Raw genomic sequence first — 19,283 nt, forward strand, 5'->3', positions numbered from 1 at the left:
TTGTAGAGTATACTCCGTAGATAAATACTCTTCAAGCTGGCTGGTTCTCGTCATGGAAATGCGAGAGACGCTGGCGCGCAATCTGAGGAAATATCGACGGGCTCAACGCCTGTCGCAGGAGGAGCTCGGCCATCGAGCCGAGCTCGACCGCACCTATATCAGCTCGATCGAACGCTGCGTCTATTCGGCGACGGTCGATGTCGTCGGGCGCCTCGCCGACGCTCTCGGAATCCCGGCGCTCGAGCTTTTGAGGCCGGCGAGCGAAAGCGCGGAGGCTAAATCATCTGCGGCATCGGCTGAAGGCGCGAGCACGAAGGCGCAGGCCAAGAAAGGCGGAAAGCCAGCTCGCAAAAGCGAGGGACCGGCGCAAAGGCGGGTTGCCCGAAAGAAGCCGGGTCCATAGCCGAGCGGCCATGGACCCGAGCACGAGGATCACATCGGCGAGACTGCCGCTTCCGGCGACGCCAGCCGGGCGATATCTGCGAGCGCCGAGCGCAGTTCCGGCCAGGGAAATTCGGCATCTGTCGGGCTCGGCTCGCCGAGCTGAATGAGGATGGCGAGCTTGGCCGCGACGCCCGGCAGGCTGGCGGCTTTCGTCTTCGGGACCGACGCCACAAAATCGCGCTCCTTGCCGAGAGCGGCTCGGAGTTCGGCGTCGACGGCGTCGAAGCCGAGCGTCGCCGCCGCCTCGTCCCATCGCTTTTGCTGCTCGTCGAACGCCGCGAGCAGCGCTTCTCTCTCGATCGCCGGCTCGCTCGCGACCAGCTCCTCGATCTCGTCGACAGATTGAGCAATTTTCGGCTGCTCCTCACCGGAAAGGCGGATCGTGACCTCGGGGATGCCGACCGAGTGAATGAGCTTCTTCTCGATGCGCTGCCACTGGCGCGTCAGCGCGACGACCTGAGTATGATTGGCTTGCCAGTTCCGCCAGAGCTGCAGCGCAGGGTCGGACGGCGCCCCTCCCGTCCTCTTCCCGGACGACAAGGCGCCGGTTCCGCGCAAAATTGCGCGCCAGCTAACGGCGGGCGGAGTCGTGCTATCTTCAGAATCAGCCATGATCCAGGCTCCTACTAAGCATGGGTTGTGGTCAGGCCGGGCGGGATGTTCTCAGCATCCCGTTCGGCCGCTGCTCATGAAATTGCAGCCGGAAGAAGGTAAGCCGGCTAGAACATTTTAGCAACGCATATTGGAAGCGCAGGCGTCCATAGCGTTGCGCCGCAGAGCGGTCGGGCTGTTCGAGACGGCGCATCGATTGAGGAGGAATCGGGTCCGTTCGCCGAAAAACCCATAGCTTGCAAAGCGATAGCCGCCCATTCGGCGGCCTTGAAAAGGCCGTTTATTTTCAATGAAGTAGGAAGCATTAGAACGGTCGACGGCATCCTGTCGTCGGCATATCCGATTCTGGAAATCAGCTTGTGAAACCGGGCTTTTCAAATGAATTCGGAACTTCGAGATCTGAAATGGGCTCTTGTCGCCTCGCGGCATCGAAGCCTTCGGCAAGCGGCGGAGACGCTGAACACGCGTCAATCCACCCTCAGCCGTCGATTGCACGATCTCGAATGTGAGCTCGGGGTGGACTTGTTCGAGCGCACGACCGGCGGAACGAAGCTCACACCGGTCGGTCGGGAATTTCTGGATGCGGCGCGGCCCATCGTCGATGAAGCGGACCGTCTCTTCCTCACGTTCAAGACGCGCCGCAACGGCGGACGTAGGCCATTGCGAATAGGGATTTGCTCGTCGCTTTCGGCCGGCAATCTGCGGGAGACGCTCGCGGAGTTGTGCCGCCAGATCGCGGATGCGGACGTTCTCCTGGTCGACGGCGCGAAGGAGGGATTGCTCGGCGAACTCGCCGCCGGCGCGATCGACGTCGCCATATTGACCTCCGGCGGGAGGTGGAACGACCGCGTTCTGCCGCTCTGGGGCGAACGGGTGGTCGTCGCCGTTCCGGGACATCACCCGCTCAATAATCGGCCGACGATCAAATGGCGGGAGCTTTGCGACAATCGGATATTGCTGACGCGGAGCGGTATCGATTCCGAGCTCGAGCAATTGCTGAGCGTGAAGGCCGGCGGCTCGGGTACTTTGCGTATCAGCTATCAGGATGTCAGCCTCGACAGGCTGCTGAGCCTCGTCGGCGCCGGCTATGGCGTCGCGCCGCTGCTCGAAGGCGCCGTTGGTTTCGTCTGCCCCGGAGTGGCCCATCGCGAGCTGCATGGCGACTGTGGGCAAATGCGGCTTCAGTTCGCGGCCTATTGGAAAGAGACGAACAGCAGCCCGATGCTGCAACCATTTCTCGATCTGTTGCGCGCCCGCTATCCCGACCTTTCGGTTTCCGCGACATCGGGTTGAGGTTTCGGACGCGTCCGAATCTTCGCGAAGGCTCTGTCGGTCGCGATGAAGCGCTGGAGCATGGGAATGATCAGCTTGAGCGGATCGGCGATGGTCTGCCCATTGGCTCTGCCGAGCGCGTCGGCATAGGCGACGAGATCGCGATGCAGAGAGGCGGGAATCTCGACGGCGATTTTGACGGGCTTGTCGTCGGCGAGCGGACCGAGCTTCAATTTCGTCACGGCATCGTCCCTTCTTTGTATGGAGCCAATAGAAGATCCCGCGTCACGAGCACGCGAACAGGAAAGCCCGGGCGAATGGTGAGAGTGGGCTGGACATTGAGCTGGCGTTGAACGAGCAGTTGGCCGGTCTGACTCGCGCTGTTGGAGCCGCCTCGACGTATCGCCTGGATGAGGCTGTTCTCGCTGCCCGTCGTTCCGGCTTCCGCTCCGATGCTGAGGAGCGTCGAGAGCGCGGCTCCTTTGAGAAGCATGTCCCAATGATTGTCGACCTCGTCCTCGAGGCCGGCATAGCCGGCGGCGTCGGCGCCGGGCTGTCGTTCCAGCACGATCGAGGTTCCATTGGGCATGATGAGCCGTGTCCAGGCGAGGAGAACGCGCCTTTGGCCGTAAGCGACGGAGCTGTCGTATTGGCCGATCAGCTTCGCGCCCTGGGGGATGAGCAGAAATTTCCCCGTGGGACTGTCGTAGACTGCTTCGGTCACCTGGGCGGTGATCTGTCCCGGCAGATCGGAGCGGAAGCCGGTGATGATCGCAGCGGGGATGACAGTTCCGGCCTGAACGACGTAAGGCGACGCAGGCTTGGCGAGCCGATCGAGACTGACGGTTCGTCGATCGGTCGAAGCGGTCAGAAAAGCGGTCTTGCGATCCTGCATATTCTGCGCGGAGCCGGCGTCGACTGACGACGCAGTTGTAGCGCCCGCGTCGACAGCGGAGATCGTTGTCGGAGCGATCGGCCTCTCACGCTCACTCGTCTGAGCAAAGAGGCGGCTCACTCGCGCGGCCTCACCTTCCTGCGCGCGGCGCTGCGCCTCGGGGTCGGACGCCGATGCGCCGACAATCGTCGTATTGCTGGCCGCGCCAGCATTCAGAATGGGTCGCCCGAGATCGCCCGGCAGAGGCGGTCCGAGCGGCGGCGCCGGGCGCGGCATTCCTGTATAGTCCTTGGGGAGACTCGCGAGACCGTCGGCGGCGGGACGATTCTGCGTGTTGTAGAGTTCCTGGGTCGCGCCGGTCCTGTCGCGGGGTTGCAGCGCGTAGCCGAGCGCGCCGGCGATCGCGAGAGCGGCGACGCTCGCCATGCCGATCAGCACCTTGCGCGACAGCCGCGTCACGCGCGGGCGTTCGCCGCGGAGGCGAAGGTCCGGCGCGATCGGCGGCGACGCGGCAAACCGCTCGTCATTCGAGTCCGGCGTCATGACCGCGGCCTTCCGTCGGTGCGGACGATGCGCACGCGCCGCTCGCTATCCGCATCACCGAGGCGGAGCTCGGCGGCGGCGAAGAGACGGTCGACGACGTAGTAATTGCGGCTCACGCGATAATTGACGAGTTCCGATCCGCCGGCCGGACCGATGACGAAGAGCGGCGGCGTCTCGCCCTGGCGAATGCCGGTCGGGAATTCGATATAGACTTTCGATCCGTCGTCGAAAGCGCGCAGCGGCCGCCAGGCCGGACTGTCGCCCTGGATCGCGTAGCGGAAATTCAGCGTGGAGACGTCGACGCCGGTCGCGATCGGCGCCGCGGATTCCGCAGTAACGTTTTGCCGGCGCAAGGCGATGAGCTGATCTTCGGGATATTGCCAGGAGACCGAGGCCATGTAGGTCTTCTCGGTCGATCGCAGCTCGAGCAGATAGGTGCGCCGATCGGTGTTGACGACGAGATTTGTGACGAGGTCGGGCCGCGTCGGCTTGACGAGGATGTGGATTTTTCTGGTCGCGCCGGCGCCGCTCTCCGTGTCGCCGATGATCCAGCGGACGGTGTCGCCCGCGGCAACAGGGCCAGAGCCGACGAGCTGCTCGCCCTCCTGCAAGGCGACGTCGGTGATTTGCCCGGGCGCGGCATAGACCTGATAGAGCGCGCCGCTCGAGAAGGGATAGACCTGCACGGCATTGATGAATCCATCGCGCGCCGGCTGCACACGGGCGGCGGCGTTGGCCTGATTGACGCGCACGGCCGGATCGGCGGGCTCGGGCGGCGCCTTGCCGGCATGCAGCGGCTTCAATTGGCCCGGCAGGGCAAGAGGCTTGGCGAGCGTGACGATTTTCACCGGCGCCGGCGGATCGGCGGAGAGCCGCGCCGGCGCGGCGTCGTCGTAATCGATGTCGGGCGGAATGAATTTCGCGCATCCGGCGAGCGACGCGGCGGAGATGAGCAGAGTAGCCAAGCCGGCTTTACGGAGAGATGCGTTTCCGCCTATCCGGAACCGCATGTTCGCGGCGATGTGCGAAGCCGGATCGCCGGCTTTCAGGAAATTCCGCCGAGTCATTGTCCGAGCTCCTTGGACCAGTTGATGGCGTTGACATAGACGCCGAGGGGATTTTTGCGGAGGCGATCGGCGTCGGTCGGCGGCTGGATGACGATGGTGAGGATCGCCGTCCAACGCGTGGTGTCGGCGAGCGCGCCGTCCTGATAGCGGCGCTCGATCCAGGCGACGCGGAACGAGTCGGTCGAGGCGCGGATGACGCTGGAGACGTCGACGGCGATCTGCTGCTTGCCGAGCTTGGCGAAGGGATCGTTGGCGCGGGCGTAATCGTTGAGCGCGGCGGCGCCCGCCGTCGTCGTGAAGTCGTAGGCTTGCAGCCAGTTCTGCCGGACGACGACAGGATCGGCCGGAGCGGCGCGCACATCCTTGATGAAGCGGGCGAGATACCAGGCGACCTGCGGATCGGACGGCGTGTAGTCGGCGGTCGCCGGCGCGACTGCGCGCGCCTCGCCGAGCTGGTCGATTTGAACGACCCAGGGGACGACGGTCCCATGCGTCGACTGCCAGACGAGGCCGGCCGCCAGACCACAGGACAAGAGCAGCGAGCCGAAAGCCATCAGCCGCCAGTTCTTCGCCTGGACGCGCGCCGAACCGATGCGCTCGTCCCAGACTTGCGCGGCTTTCTGATAGGGCGTCTCCGGTTCGGGCGTGCGGCCGTAGCGCACCGAGGCGCGTCGGAACATGGTCTATTCCTCTTGTGAGAGATCGACGGAATGGCCGCCGCCGTGGCTGTCGCCGGACTGAATGACATGCGCGGCGGTCGTCGCGCCGTGGCTCGCGAGCTGATTTCGTTTCATGCGCCGCGCCCAGGCGGGCGGCGCATTCCCAGGCGGAGCGCTGGCTGCGCCGTCGCCGACCGCGCCTGTGGTCGACGATCCGCCGGTCGCCGCGAAGGCGGCGCGCGCGCCGGCGGAATAGTTCTCGGCCAAGGAACTGGTCGCGCGAGCGGCCGCGCGGCGGAAGGGAGCCGCTGCGACGGCTCCCGCGGCGCGGCCGACGCCGGCAAGTCCGGCGGCGACAGCCGAAGGCCCGGACTCGGCGGCCGAACCGAGCGCATAGGCGGAAGCGGCCCCGCCGGCGAGCCTCGCGCCGCCGCGCGCGGTGGCGGCGGCTCCCGAGGCGGCGGCCGTCGCTCCCCTTCCGGCGAGGCCGAGCGCCGCGCCTCCGACCATTCCGCCGCCCGCGACAGCGACGCCGGTTCCGACGGCAGCGCCGGCGCCGAGTTGCGGCGCGCCGGAGACGAGGCCGGTCGCGATGCCGGGACCGAATATGCCGAGGCCGAGCATAGCGAGAGCGGCGAGCACGACGGAGAGCGTCTGCTCGATCGTCGGCTGCTCGCCGCCATAGCTCGTCGTGAATTGCGAGAAGAGCCCCGAGCCGATTCCGACGATGACGGCGAGCGTCATCACCTTCACGCCCGACGCGACGATATTGCCGAGCACCTTCTCGGCGAGAAAAGAGGTCTTGTTGAAGAGCGCGAAGGGAATGAGCACGAAGCCGGCGAGCGTCGTCAGCTTGAACTCGATCAGTGTCACGAAAAGCTGCACGGCGAGGATGAAGAAGGCGATGATGATCAGCAGCCATGAGATCATCAGCACGGCGATCTGAACGAAATTGGCGAAGAAGGACGCAAAGCCCATCATTTGGCTCGCCGCGTCGAGCAGCGGCTGACCGGCGTCGAGGCCGACCTGGGCGAGACGGCCGGGCCGCAGGAAATCGGCGGTCGAAACCGAAGAGCCGCCGGCCTTCAGGCCGACGCCTGCGAAGCTGTTGAAGACCACTCCCGAGAGCTTGTTGAAATTGGTGATGAGGAAGGCGAAGAAGCCGATATAGAGCGTCTTCCTGACGAGCCTCTGGATCACGTCCTCGTCCGCGCCCCAGGCCCAGAATAGGCCGGCGAGTGTGATGTCGATCGCGATCAGCGTGGAGGAAAGATAGGCGACGTCGCCCTTCAGCAGCCCGAAGCCGGAATCGATATAGGTCGTGAATGTGTTGAGGAAGGTGTCGATGACGCCGATGTTCATGGCGCGGCGCCTTTCGATGTAGCTGCGGCCGGCGCGGCAGTGGGAGGCGTCGGCCGCGCCGGCCTGCCGAAGAAGCGGCGGCGGTTCTCCGTCCAGACCGCCTCACAGCGCTGGTCTTCGGCATCCTGGAGACCGAGCGCGCTGCAACGGCGCAGCTCGGCGGAAAGATCGTCTCGATCGATGGCAGAGGCGGCGTCGGCGTCACCGATGATCGGCGCAGGCGCATCGAGAGTGATCGCCGAGAGTATCGCGATCAATGTGGCGATCAGAATGAGGATCGCGCCGGCGCGCCATATGTCCCATCGTTCCATGGCGGCGCCTCAATTGCCGTGGAACATGGTGACATTGCCCGGCTGATAGCCGGAGCGAGTCGAAAAGCGCCGATATTGCTCCTGTCCTTGCGATTCCGTCGCCGTGAGGCGTGATTGCTCGAGCGCATCGGCGCGGCTCTTCGCCGCGACCACGGCGACGAGATCGGAGAGCTGCTGCGATTGCAGCGCGAGCAGCTGATTGCCGGCCTGCGCCGCCTGCAGCGCGCCCGTCGCCGTTTGGCTCGCGGAAGTCAGTGACGACATGGCGGAGCCGTTGCTCGAGATATTGCCGACGACGCCAGCCTGCACCTTCAAGGAATCCTCGAAGGCCGCGACGGAATTGCGCCAGCGGGTCTGCGCCGTGGCGAAGAGCGCCGAACTTGAGCCGCTGCTCGACGCCGAACCATAGGTCGTCGAGAAGGCGGATTCGATCTGCTGGACATCGAAGGCAATGTGCTGCGCCTGGGCGAGCAGCGACTGCGTCTTCTGGATCGTCGTCTGGAGCTGGTTCAAGGTCGAGAGCGGCAGGCTTGCGAGATTGCGCGCCTGATTGGTCAGCATCTGGGCCTCATTGGCGAGGCTCTGGACCTGATTATTGACCTGCTGCAGCTCACGCGCGGCGGTGAGTACGTTCTGCGAGAAATTGGTCGGATCGTAGACGACGATCTGCGCGGGCGTCGGATCGGCGACGAGCGAGAGGGATAGAGCCGCGGCGCAAAACAGGGCAGCGTGGCGAAGAGACCGAGCAGCCATCAGGAGAACTCCAGATTGGTGAGGTCGGGAATGAGGTCGGCGGCCCATTCGAGGCCGCGCTCGATCAGCCACGCGCGGAGAAAGCTGTCCGAACCCTGCTCGGTGAGAATGCGCTCGATCGTGGCGTGATCGGTCTTGGAGGAGGCGGCGCAGAAGGCGAGGCCGATCGGCCCGAGCCCCAATTCGAAAAGGCGATTGCCGCGTCGCGATTGACAATAATAGTCGCGCTTGGGCGTCGCGCGGGCGATGATCTCGATCTGACGATCGTTGAGCCCGAAGCGGCGATAGATCGCGGTGATCTGCGGCTCGATCGCGCGCTCGTTCGGGAGGAAGATGCGGGTCGGACAGCTCTCGACGATCGCCGGCGCGATCGGGCTATTGTCGATGTCGGAGAGCGACTGCGTGGCGAAGACGACGGAAGCGTTCTTCTTCCGTAGGGTCTTGAGCCATTCGCGCAGCTGGCGCGCGAAAGCGGGATCGTCGAGGACGAGCCAGCCCTCATCGATGACGAGCAAGGTCGGACGACCGTCTAACCGCTGCTCGAGACGATGAAAAAGATAGGTGAGGACCGCTGCTGCTGCGCCGGCGCCGATGAGTCCTTCCGTCTCGAAGGCCTGGAAATTGGAATAGCCGAGGCGCTCCTCTTCGGCATCGAGCAGCCGACCGAAGGGACCGCCCACGCAATAGGGCTGAAGCGCCTGCTTCAGGGCCGTTGACTGGAGCAGGACGGCGAGCCCGGTGAGCGTGCGTTCGCCGGGCGGCGACGAGGCGAGCGAGGTGAGCGCCGACCAGATATGCTCTTTCGCAGTCGGATCTATGGTGGCGCCTTCCTTGGCGAGGATCCCGGCTGCCCACTCGGCCGCCCAGGCGCGCTCGGCCGCGTCGTCGATGCGGGCGAGCGGTTGCAGCGACACGCTGTCCTCGGAGCCCGCCGACAGGCCACCGCCGAGATCGTGCCAATCGCCGCCGCAGGCGAGCGCCGCCGCGCGGATCGAGCCGCCGAAATCGAAGGCGAAGATCTGCGCGCGGGCATAGCGGCGAAACTGCATCGCCATCAGCGCCAGCAGCACGGATTTGCCGGCGCCGGTCGGACCGACGATCAACGTATGGCCGACGTCGCCGACATGGAGCGAGAAGCGGAACGGCGTCGAGCCGTCGGTCTTTCCGAAGAGCAAGGGAGAGCCACGAAGATGCTCGTCTCTGTCTGCTCCCGCCCAGATGGCGGAGAGCGGAATCATATGGGCGAGATTGAGCGTCGAGATCGGCGGTTGCCGGACATTGGCGTAGACGTGACCGGGAAGAGAGCCGAGCCAAGCTTCGACCGCATTCACGCCTTCCGCTATGCAGGTGAAGTCGCGGCCCTGGATCGCCTTCTCGACGAGGCGCAGCCGTTCCGTTGCAATCGCCGGGTCATCGTCCCAGACGGCGACGGTCGCGGTGACATAGGCCTCGCCGACATCGTCTGCGCCGAGCTCCTGCAGCGCGATATCGGCGTCGGCCGCCTTGTTCGCCGCGTCGGAGTCGACGAGGGCCGAAGCCTCATTGGTCATCACCTCCTTGATGATCGCGGCGACGGATTTGCGTTTGGCGAACCACTGCCGCCGGATCTTGGTCAGCAGCCGGACCGCCTCGGTCTTGTCGAGCAGTATGGCGCGCGTCGACCAGCGATAGGGGAAGGCGAGACGATTGAGCTCGTCGAGAATGCCGGGGTGGGTCACGGTCGGAAAGCCGACGATGGTCAGAATCCGCAGATGCGCGCTTCCGAGGCGTGGCTCCAGCCCGCCGGTGAGGGGCTCGTCGGCGAGCAGCGCGTCGAGATACATCGGCGTTTCAGGGAGGCGGACGCGCTGGCGGCGCGTCGAGATCGTCGAATGCAGGAAGGTCAGCGTCTCGCCGTCATCGAGCCATTCGGCCTCGGGCATGAAGCTCTCGATCAATTGCAGCACGCGGCTGGTGCGATCGACGAAGCTGCGCAGCAGTTCCCAAGGGTCGACGCCGTCCTGCGCGCGGCCTTCATAGAGCCAATTCTCGACGCACGACGCGTCCTCCTCCGGCGGCAGCCAGAGCAGCGTTAGGAAATAGCGGCTCTCGAAATGCGTGCCCGCCTCCTCGAAGGCGTTTTGCCGCTCGAGGTCGACGAGCGCTGACGCCGCGTCTGGAAAACGGTCGTGCGGATAATGCTGTGCCGGCGCCCGATCGGCTTCGACGAAGATCGCCCAGCCGGAGCCGAGGCGGCGCAGCGCATTGTTGAGGCGGGCGGTCACGCCGACAAGCTCGGCCGGCGTCGCGCTGTCGAGATCGGGTCCGCGGAAGCGCGCGGTTCGCTGAAACGAGCCGTCCTTGTTGAGGACGACACCCTCGGCGACGAGGGCGGCCCAGGGCAAGAAGTCCGCAAGGCTCGTCGGTCGGCCACGATATTCGGCGAGATTCATCATGGCGGCCTCACACGCCGAAATAAGCGGGATAGCGCAGGTGGCGGCGCACGACCTCGACGAATTGCGGATCGCGCTTTGCCGCCCAGACCGCGGCGCTGTGGCTAACGGCCCAGAACAGCGCGCCGGGAAGCCAGAGGCGAAGACCGAGCGCGATCGCCGCGGCGAGCGTGCCATTGGCGATCGCAACCGCCCGCGGCGCGCCGCCGAGCAGGATCGGATCGGTCAGCGCCCGATGCACAGGGACGAAGAAGCCAGGAACGTCCTCGGCGCTGTTGAAGCCGCTCATCAGATCAGCGCTCCGCCGGAGAAGGAGAAGAAGGAGAGAAAGAAAGAGCTGGCGGCGAAAGCGATCGAGAGACCGAAGACGATCTGGATCAGCCGGCGGAAGCCGCCCGACGTGTCGCCGAAGGCGAGCGTCAGGCCGGTCACTGTGATGATGATGACTGAAATGATCTTGGCGACCGGGCCCTGGATGGATTCGAGAATTTGGTTGAGCGGAGTTTCCCACGGCATGGAAGAGCCGGAGGCATGAGCCGAAGACGAAGACATCACCGCGCAGCCGACGATGGCAGCGAGGATGGTAATGCGTCGGCCAAATCGGCTATTTGGAGTAAAGGGCATCATGATTGGTCTCCTGCGACATGTGCAGCGATCGAAAGGACTCGGTAATCGCCGGTGGATGGATCGAGGCCGTCGACGGTCGCGAGTTCGGCGAGGCGCCGCTCGCCGCCGCGGCCCTGCAGAACGGCGATGACATCGATGGTCTCGGCGATCAGCGCGCGCGGCACGGTGATCACGGCTTCCTGAATGAGCTGCTCGAGACGGCGCAGCGCCCCGAGAGCCGTTCCGGCGTGAATGGTGGCGATGCCGCCGGGATGTCCGGTGCCCCAGGCCTTCAGCAGGTCGAGGGCTTCCGCGCCGCGAACCTCGCCGATCGGAATGCGGTCTGGCCGCAGTCGAAGCGACGAGCGGACGAGATCGGAAAGGGAGACGACGCCGTCCTTCGTGCGCAGAGCGACGAGATTCGGCGCGCGGCATTGCAGCTCGCGCGTATCCTCGATCAGCACGATGCGATCGGATGTATGCGCGATCTCGGCGAGCAGCGCATTGGCGAGCGTCGTCTTGCCGGTCGATGTGCCGCCGGCGACGAGAATGTTCTTGCGGTCCGCGACGGACTTTCGCAGAACGTTGGCCTGTCCGAATGTCAGGACGCCGGCGATGGAATAGTCGTCGAGCGTGAAGACAGCTACGGCCGGCTTGCGGATCGCGAAGGTGGGCGCCGCCACGACGGGTGGAAGCAGTCCTTCGAATCTCTCCGCCGTCTCGGGTAGTTCCGCCGACACCCGCGGTGAACCCGGATGTACCTCGGCGCCGACATGATGCGCGACGAGCCGCACGATGCGCTCGCCATCGGCCGCCGACATTCTGCAGCCGCTATCATCGAGGCCGCTCGACAATCTGTCGATCCAGAGCCTCCCGTCGGGATTGAGCATGACCTCGACGACGGTTGGGTCTTCGAGAAAGCTCGCGACGGCCGGTCCGAGGGCCGTGCGCAGCATGCGCGCGCCGCGCGCGTGAGCCTGTGAATGGAGAAGAGAAGCCGCCAAATCCGCCCCCGCTTCGGTCGATCGCGCGAGGGCGATCCACCGTGGGGATGATTAGAAAAGGCAGGAAACCGGCGTAATCAACAAGGTTCCGGCGGTCGTAGCAGCCGGTCGTAGCTCGGCGAAAAAATACTTGCGTCCTATTCGCGCGGGTCGGTGGCGTTCTCGTCGGCTCGTTCGGTGCGGAGCATGTCTTTCGGAATCTCATCGAGCAGCGTCCGCCCCTGATTGAGTCGCCGCCCGAGCGCCTCGATGAATCCCTCGTAGCGTTCGCGTCCTTTCACTTGAGCGGCGGCTTGCGCCTCCGGCGGCAAGGGCGGCGTGACGGTCAACCAGAAGCGAACGAACAGCGCGAGCGCTTCGGTCGTCAGCCCGCTGTTGCGTTCGAGACGTTGAACCTGACGGGTCAGTCGGTCGAGGCGGCGCGTGAAAGCGGCCTCCATGCGATCCGCTCCGTCGGGCGACAGGAAGGACGCGACCGCAGCCTCGACGATAGCGGAGCGCGTCAGACGTTTCTGCGCGGCGACCTCGTTGATCCTCGCGATCATCTCCACGGGAAGCGAGACATTGAGGCGGTCGCGCATCATGGCCTCCTACAGATCGAGGCCGTCGGCCGGGTCCATTGCGCCCTGGCGGGCGAGGCCGCCCATGCGCTGCCGGATGATTTCCTGCTGGCGCGCGGCCTGCTCAGGCGTATCATCGATGAAGGCGAACTCATTCGCGTCCCGGCGCGACGGCGTCGTCTCCTTCACGATCGCCACATGATCGGGCAGCTCCGGCTCGCGTCGCAACCCGCCATTGGCCTCGTCCTCGGCTTTCGACAGCGCGACGAGGTCAGTGGACGGAGCCCGGACCGGCAGAGCAGACCAGTCGTCGAGCCGAGGCGTATGCAGTGCTTCTTTCGGCGGCGGCAGGATGCGCTCGGCGAAGCGGCGATCCTCATAATAGCGCGCTTTCTTCGCGCGGACCGGATGCAGGCCCGACATCATGACGATTTCGTCGGACGGCGGAAGCTGCATGATCTCGCCGGGGGTGAGCAGCGGGCGCGCCGTCTCGGAACGCGATACCATCAAATGACCGAGCCAGGGCGAAAGCCGATGGCCGGCATAGTTCTTCATCGCCTTCATCTCGGTCGCGGCGCCGAGCGCGTCGCTCACGCGCTTCGCCGTCCGCTCGTCATTGGTCGCGAAGGACACGCGGACATGGCAATTGTCGAGGATGGAGTTGTTCGCCCCATAGGCCTTCTCGATCTGGTTCAGCGATTGCGCGATCAAGAAGCTCTTCAGGCCATAGCCCGCCATGAAAGCCAGCGCGCTCTCGAAGAAGTCGAGCCGTCCGAGCGCCGGGAATTCGTCGAGCATGAGCAACATGCGGTGACGGCGGCCCGTCGGCCGCAATTCCTCGGTCAGGCGTCGACCGATCTGATTGAGCACGAGTCGGATCAGCGGCTTGGTGCGGCTGATGTCGGAGGGTGGCACCACGAGGTAGAGCGTGGCCGGACGCGGATCGGACACGAGATCGGCGATCCGCCAGTCGCATTGGCGGGTCACTCTCGCCACGACGGGATCGCGATAGAGGCCCAGGAACGACATGGCTGTGCTGAGGACGCCCGAACGCTCATTGTCGGATTTGTTGAGAAGCTCGCGCGCGGCCGAGGCGACGACAGGATGCGGGCCGACCTCGCCGAGATGCCGGGTCGTCATCATCGCCCACAGCGTCGTCTCGATCGGCCGGTTCGGATCGGACAAGAAGGCGGCAACGCCGGCGAGCGTCTTGTCGGCTTCGGCGTAGAGGACGTGGAGGATGGCGCCGACCAGCAGTGAGTGGCTGGTTTTTTCCCAATGGTTCCGGCGCTCGAGCGATCCCTCGGGATCGACCAGCACGTCGGCGACGTTCTGCACGTCGCGGACTTCCCACTCGCCCCTGCGCACTTCGAGCAGCGGATTATAGGCGGCCGAGGCGCCGTTGGTCGGATCGAACAGCAGCGTGCGGCCATGGCGGGCGCGAAAGCCGGCGGTGAGCTGCCAGTTCTCGCCCTTGATGTCGTGGACGATGGCCGAGCCCGGCCAGGTGAGCAGCGTCGGCACCACCAGCCCTACGCCTTTTCCGGAGCGCGTCGGGGCGAAGCAGAGGACATGCTCGGGTCCGTCGTGACGCAGATAGGCGCTTTCGTGCCGGCCGAGCACGACTCCGTCGGGGCCGAGCAGGCCAGCGGCTTTCATCTCGTCGGGCCGCGCCCAGCGGGCGGACCCATAGGTCTCGGCGTCGTCGGCCTCGCGCGCGCGCCAGATCGACATGGCGATCGCCGCCGCGATCGAGAGTGGCCCGGCCGAGGCTGCGATATAGCCGCCTTCGACGAAGATCGCTGGCGCATAGGCGTCGAAGGCATACCACCACCAGAAGAAGGCGGGCGGCGGATAGAAGGGGAAATGGGCGAACTCGAACCAGGGATGTCCGAGCTGCGGCTGGAAGCCGAGGCGCCAGGCCGTCCATTCGGTCGCCGCCCATATCGTCGTCAGCACGATGAGCGATACGACGAGGATCTGGCCCCAGAGAATCCTGGTCGCGGACATGGACGCCTCCATTCGAATAGAGCGAGGCGTCGAGACAAGGACGCGGTCCGAGCGTATTCAAGCGTGTTCGTGTCGCGATCGCAGCGTGGCGAACCGAGACGAAAAAATACTGGCGCGTGAACCGGCGATCGAGATTCACCGATCGTCATAGGCCCAATCCTCGTTTTCGGCCGAGGCTCCATTCGATGCCGCCATCGTCTCGCGTTGTCCCGGCGACATGCTGGCCGAGCTTTTTCTCGAGCGTCGGCGACCAGGGCACGAGCTGGTAGCCGAGACCGTCGTCGATCATGGCGAAGCGCCCGGACGCGAGCACGAGGCGCTGACGATAGACGCCAGAGACCTGATTTCCGGCGGCGGCCAGCGTGTGCGGAAGGCCGGTCTCGGCCGAGAGCTTCGCGGCTACGTCATTCAGCTCGCGACCGCGCAACGTCGCGAGCAGGTCGCGCTGGAAAATGACCTGCCCGCCTCGGCGCTGAGCCAGCCCCGCGGAGATGAGATGCTCGGCGCGCGCCCTCATGGCCTCGCGGACCTCGCCGCCGAAGCCGCCCCTCGCCAGCGGCGTCGGCGTGCGCTCGACGAGGCGGTGATCGAGCCAGGTGGCGCCCGAAGTGCCGATCTGGCGGTCGAGATCGAAATCCGAGCGCGTCGCCAACATGAGCGTCGGCTGCGGATCGTCGGCTCCGCCGAAGCGCCGCACCTCGACGACGCCGCCGATCGGCGGGGCATGCTCGAAGGCCTCGACGCCGCGGAAGCGGACATGATGGGCGCGGCCGTCGGTCCCGTCGATCACAGCATAGGCTTCTCCGCTCAGCTCATCGTGCAGTCCCTTGTCGACCAGCCGCCCGACGATCGGCGACTCCGAAGGCGCAGCATCGAGGGCATAATCACCGACGCCGCGGTCCTGGCCGCGCTCGACGAAGGCGCGGTGCATGGTCTTGATGATGTCGCCGCGCATTCCGAGATCGCGCAAGGTTCGTTCCGCTTCCAGTCCGATCATCCACTGGCCGGGACCAACGGACGCGGCGAGCCCCATTCGCTGGAGCTTCTGGACGCGGCCGACCATCAGGCGGCGCAATTCAGGATCGTCTGGACCTGGACTCGCCGGGCGCAGGTCGACCAGACCCGTCTCGTCGGCGGCGTAGCGGATGGCGGCGTCGAGCCGTGTCCAGCGGTCGGCGTCGACCTCGCGCTCGAGCGCCGAACGGATCGCATGTTCTGGACGCGGTCCGAGCTCGACGGCGACGAGGTCTTCCGCGCGCGAGCGCAGGCCACGGCTGATGTAATCGCGGGCAATGACAAGATCGGCGCCGGTCTCGTCGATGCCGCGCACCAGCAGATGGACGTGAGGATTGTCCGTGTTCCAATGATCGACGGCGACCCAATCGAGCTTCGTTCCGAGATCGGCCTCCATCCGCCCGGCGAGGTCGCGAGTGAAGGCTTTGAGGTCAGTCATCTCGCCGGCGTCCTCAGGCGAGACGATGAAGCGGAAATGATGCCGGTCGCCGTCGCATCGCTCGGCGAAGGCGCGATCGTCGGCGTGATCGTTCGCGGCATCGATCATTACGCCTTTCTCTCCATCGCGGCTGACGCCCTCGCGCTTCAGATAGGAAAAATGCGCGGAGAGCGGCGCCGATCGAAAGCTTCGGCCCTTGTGGCGGACGACGCGCGCCTTGACGACGACGCGGCGGCCCGGATCGAAGAGGCGGGCGCGGCCGAAGGCGGCGCGCCCGCGCCCGAAGCTCGAGTCGCTGGGTGAGACAGATCGCGCGCCGTTCGGTGGCGTCGCAGGTCCGGCCTTGCGTGCCGCTTTCAAAACCTCAGCGACGAAGCTCTTCGACTTCGGCGCGCGCGTCGTGCGGACCCGTCCCTGCCGGACGCGGAAATCGTTCTCCTCACGGCTCATCGGCGCGCCTCGCCGAGGCGAACGGCAGCCGCCAGAACATAGTGTGCAAGTCGAAGCCTTGTAACTCCACGAGGATTTACCGAAACCTGCCAACGACCGATCAGCCTGCCCGACGAAAGACGAGTCGCGACAGCGACTTGTCTGTCAGCGTGGCAGGCGCTTTTATCTCGCCGTAGCCCGGTCGCGTTCTGCGCTGAAATGCCTTCCGCGGCTTTCTCTTCGTCACATTGCGCTCGGAAACGCTGGAATGCGAAGTGGTCACAAACGGTGCTCTCAATGCGCCTGCGCGCTTTTGGCGCCATCCAGACGGCGGCCTCGAAGTCCCTCAGTGCCCAAATGTCGGTGGTCCGACTGCAACGGCGATGGCGGTTCATTGCGCGTGCTCCGCCGTCGGGCGCGCGACGAACAGGCCGTCCGAGCGAGGCACGATCGCGGAAAGATCGCGAGTGGCGGCGACAGCCGTCGTGGCCGGACGATTGGCGGTATGTGCGCTGTCGAGCTGCTCGACGAACAGCGGCGCCTTCGTCCAGCGCGACAGACCGGAGATCGCGCGAATGGCGGATCGAGCGCTGTCGTTTCCTTCGATAAGAGGGAGGACCGTCGCGACATAGGCGACGGTCTCGGATGGCAATGAACGGCGCCCATCGAGATAATTCTCGTAGCGGCGCGGTCCAGCATTATAGGCCGCGAGGAAGCCCGGCGAGCCGTAGCGCTCGTGCAGCTCGCGGAGATAGGCCGTGCCGGCGATGATGTTGTCGCGAGGATCGAAGGGATCGCCGGCAAGAGCGTAACGGGCGCGCAGCTCCGACCAAGTGTCGGGCATAATCTGCATGAGCCCGATTGCGCCTTTGGGCGAGACGGCGTCTCGCTGGCCGCGGCTTTCGATCTGCATCACGGCCCGGATCCATGCCGGGGGAATGCCGAAGCGCCGCGCCGCCTCTGCGACGTGGGCGGCATAGGGATCTCCACCCGTCGGGCGTTCGATCGGCGTTGCCTTTGCGGGCAGGACTCCGCCCAGTGTGCAGGCCGGGGCGAGGCCGATAAGAAGAAGGAGCGTGAATCGCGCGCGAGCGCAGGCACGGTTTGGGCGGTCCGGATTGCTCATGATCAGGAGTTCGGGACGCATGTTGTCAGTCCCGCTCGTTGCGCTTCTGGAGGCGGGTCCAGTGCAGAATCCAGCTGGACTTGTCTTCGCTCGATTGGAACAGATTGGCGCGGATCGGCTGCGTCAGGGTCGGATCGTCGAGGATCAACGACACATAGTCGCCAGCCTTCTCACCGATGCGCTTCCATGCCGCCCCGATCTCTGGTCCCTCGTCATCGCCGAGCAGGATGCGATAATCCGGCGCGTTCTCCGCACCGTCGCGGTCGGAGGGAACGAGAATGATCTGGGCGTCGAGCGACAGCGTGCGGATGGCGCCCGAATAGCCAGCCTTGGTGCGGGTGAATCGACCGATCTGCGTCATCGGAATTCTCCTTGATTGGAAGAGTCGCGCGGGCGTCAGTCGACCGCGGCGCGCCAGACAAAGCGGCCGTCGCCCTCTTCGTCGGTCCAGATCGGAACCGCGCGAGCGACGATCGACGTGACGGGGAATGGGCCGAAGTAGCGACCGTCGAGGCTGTCCTGGACGGTCGGATTCATGAGAAAGACCTCGTCGGGCCGAAGCGTCCGGCAGCCGGTCCAACTCGGCAGCGGACGACCGAGACGATCGCGCTCTCGCGCAGCGCCGACATCGACTCCATCGACTGTGACGATGGTGCCGGTGCGGCACACCGTCTGTCCAGGGAGCGCCAAGACTTGCTTCAAGAGCAGCACGTTTTTCGGCAGGAAGGCGCCATCGGTGAGGAAGCTCGCGATGGGTTCCGGCGGGCGGACCGCGACCAGCTGCATAGCGCGGAGTCGGCCCGTGACCTGAAGCGCATAGAGCCCGATCGGCGTGCTCGCCGTGGCGTTCCAGACAAGCCATGGTGTGGCGGGAGCCATGGACTGACCGCCGATCAGCAGCACAGAGGAGAGCGTCGCCGTGACATAGCCGAGGCGGGTCATGGCGCGACGGTCCGGCGCTTCAGCCAGGCGTCGTGCTGCTCGCGCGTGTAGGCGCGCGGTTCGTCGCCGACAGCGAGGCGGTTGTGCAAATGCCGCCAATAGTCGGGCGACGCCTCCGCGGGATCGACGCCGATCGCCTCTATGGCGTCGATCGCCTGGAGCGCTCGCTCGACCCTCGGCCAGGCGTCGACGCGCAGCAGGATCTCGCCGCCGGGCCGCACGAAAGGGAGAGTCTGATAGCGCTCGCCGGCTCCGACGGCGCGCACGATGTCCATCCGCGAAATCACCGTGCCATAGTCGTTCGACGCCCATCGGACGAAGCAGAAGATGCTGCCGGGGGCGAAGCTGGCGATGCGGCGGCGGCGGTCAATAATCTTGTCCGCGGCGCGATGGCCGAAGCGAATTCGGAACTCGATCTTCTTCTCGATCCAGGTCAGCTCGACATGGGTGAGAGGTGCGGCGCCGTGATGTGGCGGCGCTTCGACGCGAGGGGATCGCGGCTCGTTGTCGTTCATGATGTCTCTCCGGGATCGTCAGGGAATTCGCGCGCGAGCAGGTCGCGCAGCATGTCGGCGACGGTGGCACCGCGCCGAAAAGCCGCGACCTTGATGCGGCCGCGGAGCGCCGGCGTGACGTCGATCGTCAGGCGCGCGGTGAATTCGCTGGCGTCGTTCGCGCGCCGCGCGGGGACATCGGCCGATCTAATCCAGCCGTCGGCGTCGCCGGGACGCGCCGCGAAACCGCGCTTCGGAGAGCGCTCATTCATGCGGCGCCTCCGTCGGCGAACCGCGAAGCGTTGCGCG

Annotated in this window: 22 protein-coding genes; 2 read left to right on the plus strand and 20 right to left on the minus strand. The window is 65.6% G+C overall.

All coding sequences use genetic code 11. The annotated features are described in order from the left end of the window. Positions 1-58 precede the first annotated feature (58 nt). Positions 59-403 carry a helix-turn-helix transcriptional regulator gene (locus METLW3_RS27395; RefSeq protein WP_245267439.1) on the plus strand — a complete coding sequence of 115 codons (345 nt, stop codon included), beginning with the start codon at positions 59-61 and terminating at the stop codon, positions 401-403. A gap of 29 nt (positions 404-432) precedes the next feature. Here the strand turns inward: METLW3_RS27395 and METLW3_RS0106565 are convergent, their stop codons facing one another. Then, positions 433-1,056, minus strand: a complete 624-nt coding sequence (locus tag METLW3_RS0106565; RefSeq protein WP_084484791.1) for a hypothetical protein — start codon at positions 1,054-1,056, stop codon at positions 433-435. A gap of 378 nt (positions 1,057-1,434) precedes the next feature. On the opposite strand from METLW3_RS0106565, the gene METLW3_RS0106570 reads away from it, so the two are divergent. Then, positions 1,435-2,349 (plus strand): LysR family transcriptional regulator, encoded by a 915-nt coding sequence (locus tag METLW3_RS0106570; protein ID WP_024879172.1) that lies wholly within the window; start codon positions 1,435-1,437, stop codon positions 2,347-2,349. Here the strand turns inward: METLW3_RS0106570 and METLW3_RS0106575 are convergent. From METLW3_RS0106575 to METLW3_RS0106665, 19 genes are all read right to left on the minus strand, one after another. After that, positions 2,313-2,570, minus strand: coding sequence for a DUF2274 domain-containing protein (locus METLW3_RS0106575; protein WP_024879173.1), 258 nt, complete (start codon positions 2,568-2,570; stop codon positions 2,313-2,315). The genes METLW3_RS0106570 and METLW3_RS0106575 overlap by 37 nt on opposite strands. Continuing rightward, positions 2,567-3,766 carry a TrbI/VirB10 family protein gene (locus METLW3_RS0106580; RefSeq protein WP_024879174.1) on the minus strand — a complete coding sequence of 400 codons (1,200 nt, stop codon included), beginning with the start codon at positions 3,764-3,766 and terminating at the stop codon, positions 2,567-2,569. The genes METLW3_RS0106575 and METLW3_RS0106580 overlap by 4 nt, the downstream gene beginning before the upstream one ends. After that, a complete protein-coding gene (gene trbG, locus METLW3_RS0106585) occupies positions 3,763-4,833 on the minus strand; it encodes a P-type conjugative transfer protein TrbG (protein ID WP_024879175.1) in 1,071 nt (356 codons plus the stop codon). Before trbG ends, METLW3_RS0106580 begins: the two co-directional genes overlap by 4 nt. Next, positions 4,830-5,513, minus strand: a complete 684-nt coding sequence (trbF, locus tag METLW3_RS0106590) for a conjugal transfer protein TrbF (protein ID WP_024879176.1) — start codon at positions 5,511-5,513, stop codon at positions 4,830-4,832. The genes trbG and trbF overlap by 4 nt, the downstream gene beginning before the upstream one ends. 3 nt (positions 5,514-5,516) lie before the next feature. Then, on the minus strand, positions 5,517-6,854 hold the full coding sequence (trbL, locus tag METLW3_RS0106595; RefSeq protein WP_024879177.1) for a P-type conjugative transfer protein TrbL: 1,338 nt from the start codon (positions 6,852-6,854) through the stop codon (positions 5,517-5,519). Next, the gene (trbK-alt, locus tag METLW3_RS0106600) at positions 6,851-7,165 is read right to left on the minus strand and encodes a putative entry exclusion protein TrbK-alt (protein ID WP_024879178.1); all 315 of its coding nucleotides are present in this window, start codon (positions 7,163-7,165) and stop codon (positions 6,851-6,853) included. Before trbK-alt ends, trbL begins: the two co-directional genes overlap by 4 nt. A 9-nt stretch (positions 7,166-7,174) precedes the next feature. Continuing rightward, positions 7,175-7,918, minus strand: a complete 744-nt coding sequence (gene trbJ, locus METLW3_RS0106605) for a P-type conjugative transfer protein TrbJ (protein ID WP_024879179.1) — start codon at positions 7,916-7,918, stop codon at positions 7,175-7,177. Then, on the minus strand, positions 7,918-10,353 hold the full coding sequence (trbE, locus tag METLW3_RS0106610; protein WP_024879180.1) for a conjugal transfer protein TrbE: 2,436 nt from the start codon (positions 10,351-10,353) through the stop codon (positions 7,918-7,920). Before trbE ends, trbJ begins: the two co-directional genes overlap by 1 nt. 7 nt (positions 10,354-10,360) lie before the next feature. Beyond that, entirely contained in the window at positions 10,361-10,639 is a 279-nt protein-coding gene (locus METLW3_RS0106615; RefSeq protein ID WP_003612050.1) for a VirB3 family type IV secretion system protein, read from the minus strand. Continuing rightward, on the minus strand, positions 10,639-10,977 hold the full coding sequence (locus tag METLW3_RS0106620; protein ID WP_024879181.1) for a TrbC/VirB2 family protein: 339 nt from the start codon (positions 10,975-10,977) through the stop codon (positions 10,639-10,641). Before METLW3_RS0106620 ends, METLW3_RS0106615 begins: the two co-directional genes overlap by 1 nt. Then, positions 10,974-11,960 (minus strand): P-type conjugative transfer ATPase TrbB, encoded by a 987-nt coding sequence (gene trbB / locus METLW3_RS0106625; protein WP_024879182.1) that lies wholly within the window; start codon positions 11,958-11,960, stop codon positions 10,974-10,976. The genes METLW3_RS0106620 and trbB overlap by 4 nt, the downstream gene beginning before the upstream one ends. Before the next feature lie 137 nt (positions 11,961-12,097). Then, a complete protein-coding gene (locus METLW3_RS0106630) occupies positions 12,098-12,541 on the minus strand; it encodes a ribbon-helix-helix protein, CopG family (RefSeq protein ID WP_024879183.1) in 444 nt (147 codons plus the stop codon). Between the two features lie 9 nt (positions 12,542-12,550). Continuing rightward, positions 12,551-14,530, minus strand: a complete 1,980-nt coding sequence (locus METLW3_RS0106635) for a conjugal transfer protein TraG (protein WP_024879184.1) — start codon at positions 14,528-14,530, stop codon at positions 12,551-12,553. Between the two features lie 145 nt (positions 14,531-14,675). Beyond that, positions 14,676-16,433 (minus strand): DUF3363 domain-containing protein, encoded by a 1,758-nt coding sequence (locus METLW3_RS0106640; protein ID WP_024879185.1) that lies wholly within the window; start codon positions 16,431-16,433, stop codon positions 14,676-14,678. A gap of 370 nt (positions 16,434-16,803) precedes the next feature. Continuing rightward, the gene (locus METLW3_RS25220; protein ID WP_084484792.1) at positions 16,804-17,559 is read right to left on the minus strand and encodes a lytic transglycosylase domain-containing protein; all 756 of its coding nucleotides are present in this window, start codon (positions 17,557-17,559) and stop codon (positions 16,804-16,806) included. Between the two features lie 4 nt (positions 17,560-17,563). Further along, on the minus strand, positions 17,564-17,899 hold the full coding sequence (locus METLW3_RS0106650) for a DUF736 domain-containing protein (protein ID WP_024879187.1): 336 nt from the start codon (positions 17,897-17,899) through the stop codon (positions 17,564-17,566). 35 nt (positions 17,900-17,934) lie between these two features. Further along, a complete protein-coding gene (locus tag METLW3_RS0106655; RefSeq protein ID WP_024879188.1) occupies positions 17,935-18,480 on the minus strand; it encodes a S26 family signal peptidase in 546 nt (181 codons plus the stop codon). Then, complete coding sequence (locus METLW3_RS0106660) at positions 18,477-18,995, minus strand: DUF2840 domain-containing protein (RefSeq protein ID WP_024879189.1); 519 nt, start codon at positions 18,993-18,995, stop codon at positions 18,477-18,479. Before METLW3_RS0106660 ends, METLW3_RS0106655 begins: the two co-directional genes overlap by 4 nt. Next, entirely contained in the window at positions 18,992-19,246 is a 255-nt protein-coding gene (locus tag METLW3_RS0106665) for a hypothetical protein (RefSeq protein WP_024879190.1), read from the minus strand. The genes METLW3_RS0106660 and METLW3_RS0106665 overlap by 4 nt, the downstream gene beginning before the upstream one ends. Positions 19,247-19,283: the final 37 nt, after the last annotated feature.

It is taken from the genome of Methylosinus sp. LW3 (assembly GCF_000527115.1).
Classification (GTDB): Bacteria; Pseudomonadota; Alphaproteobacteria; order Rhizobiales; family Beijerinckiaceae; genus Methylosinus.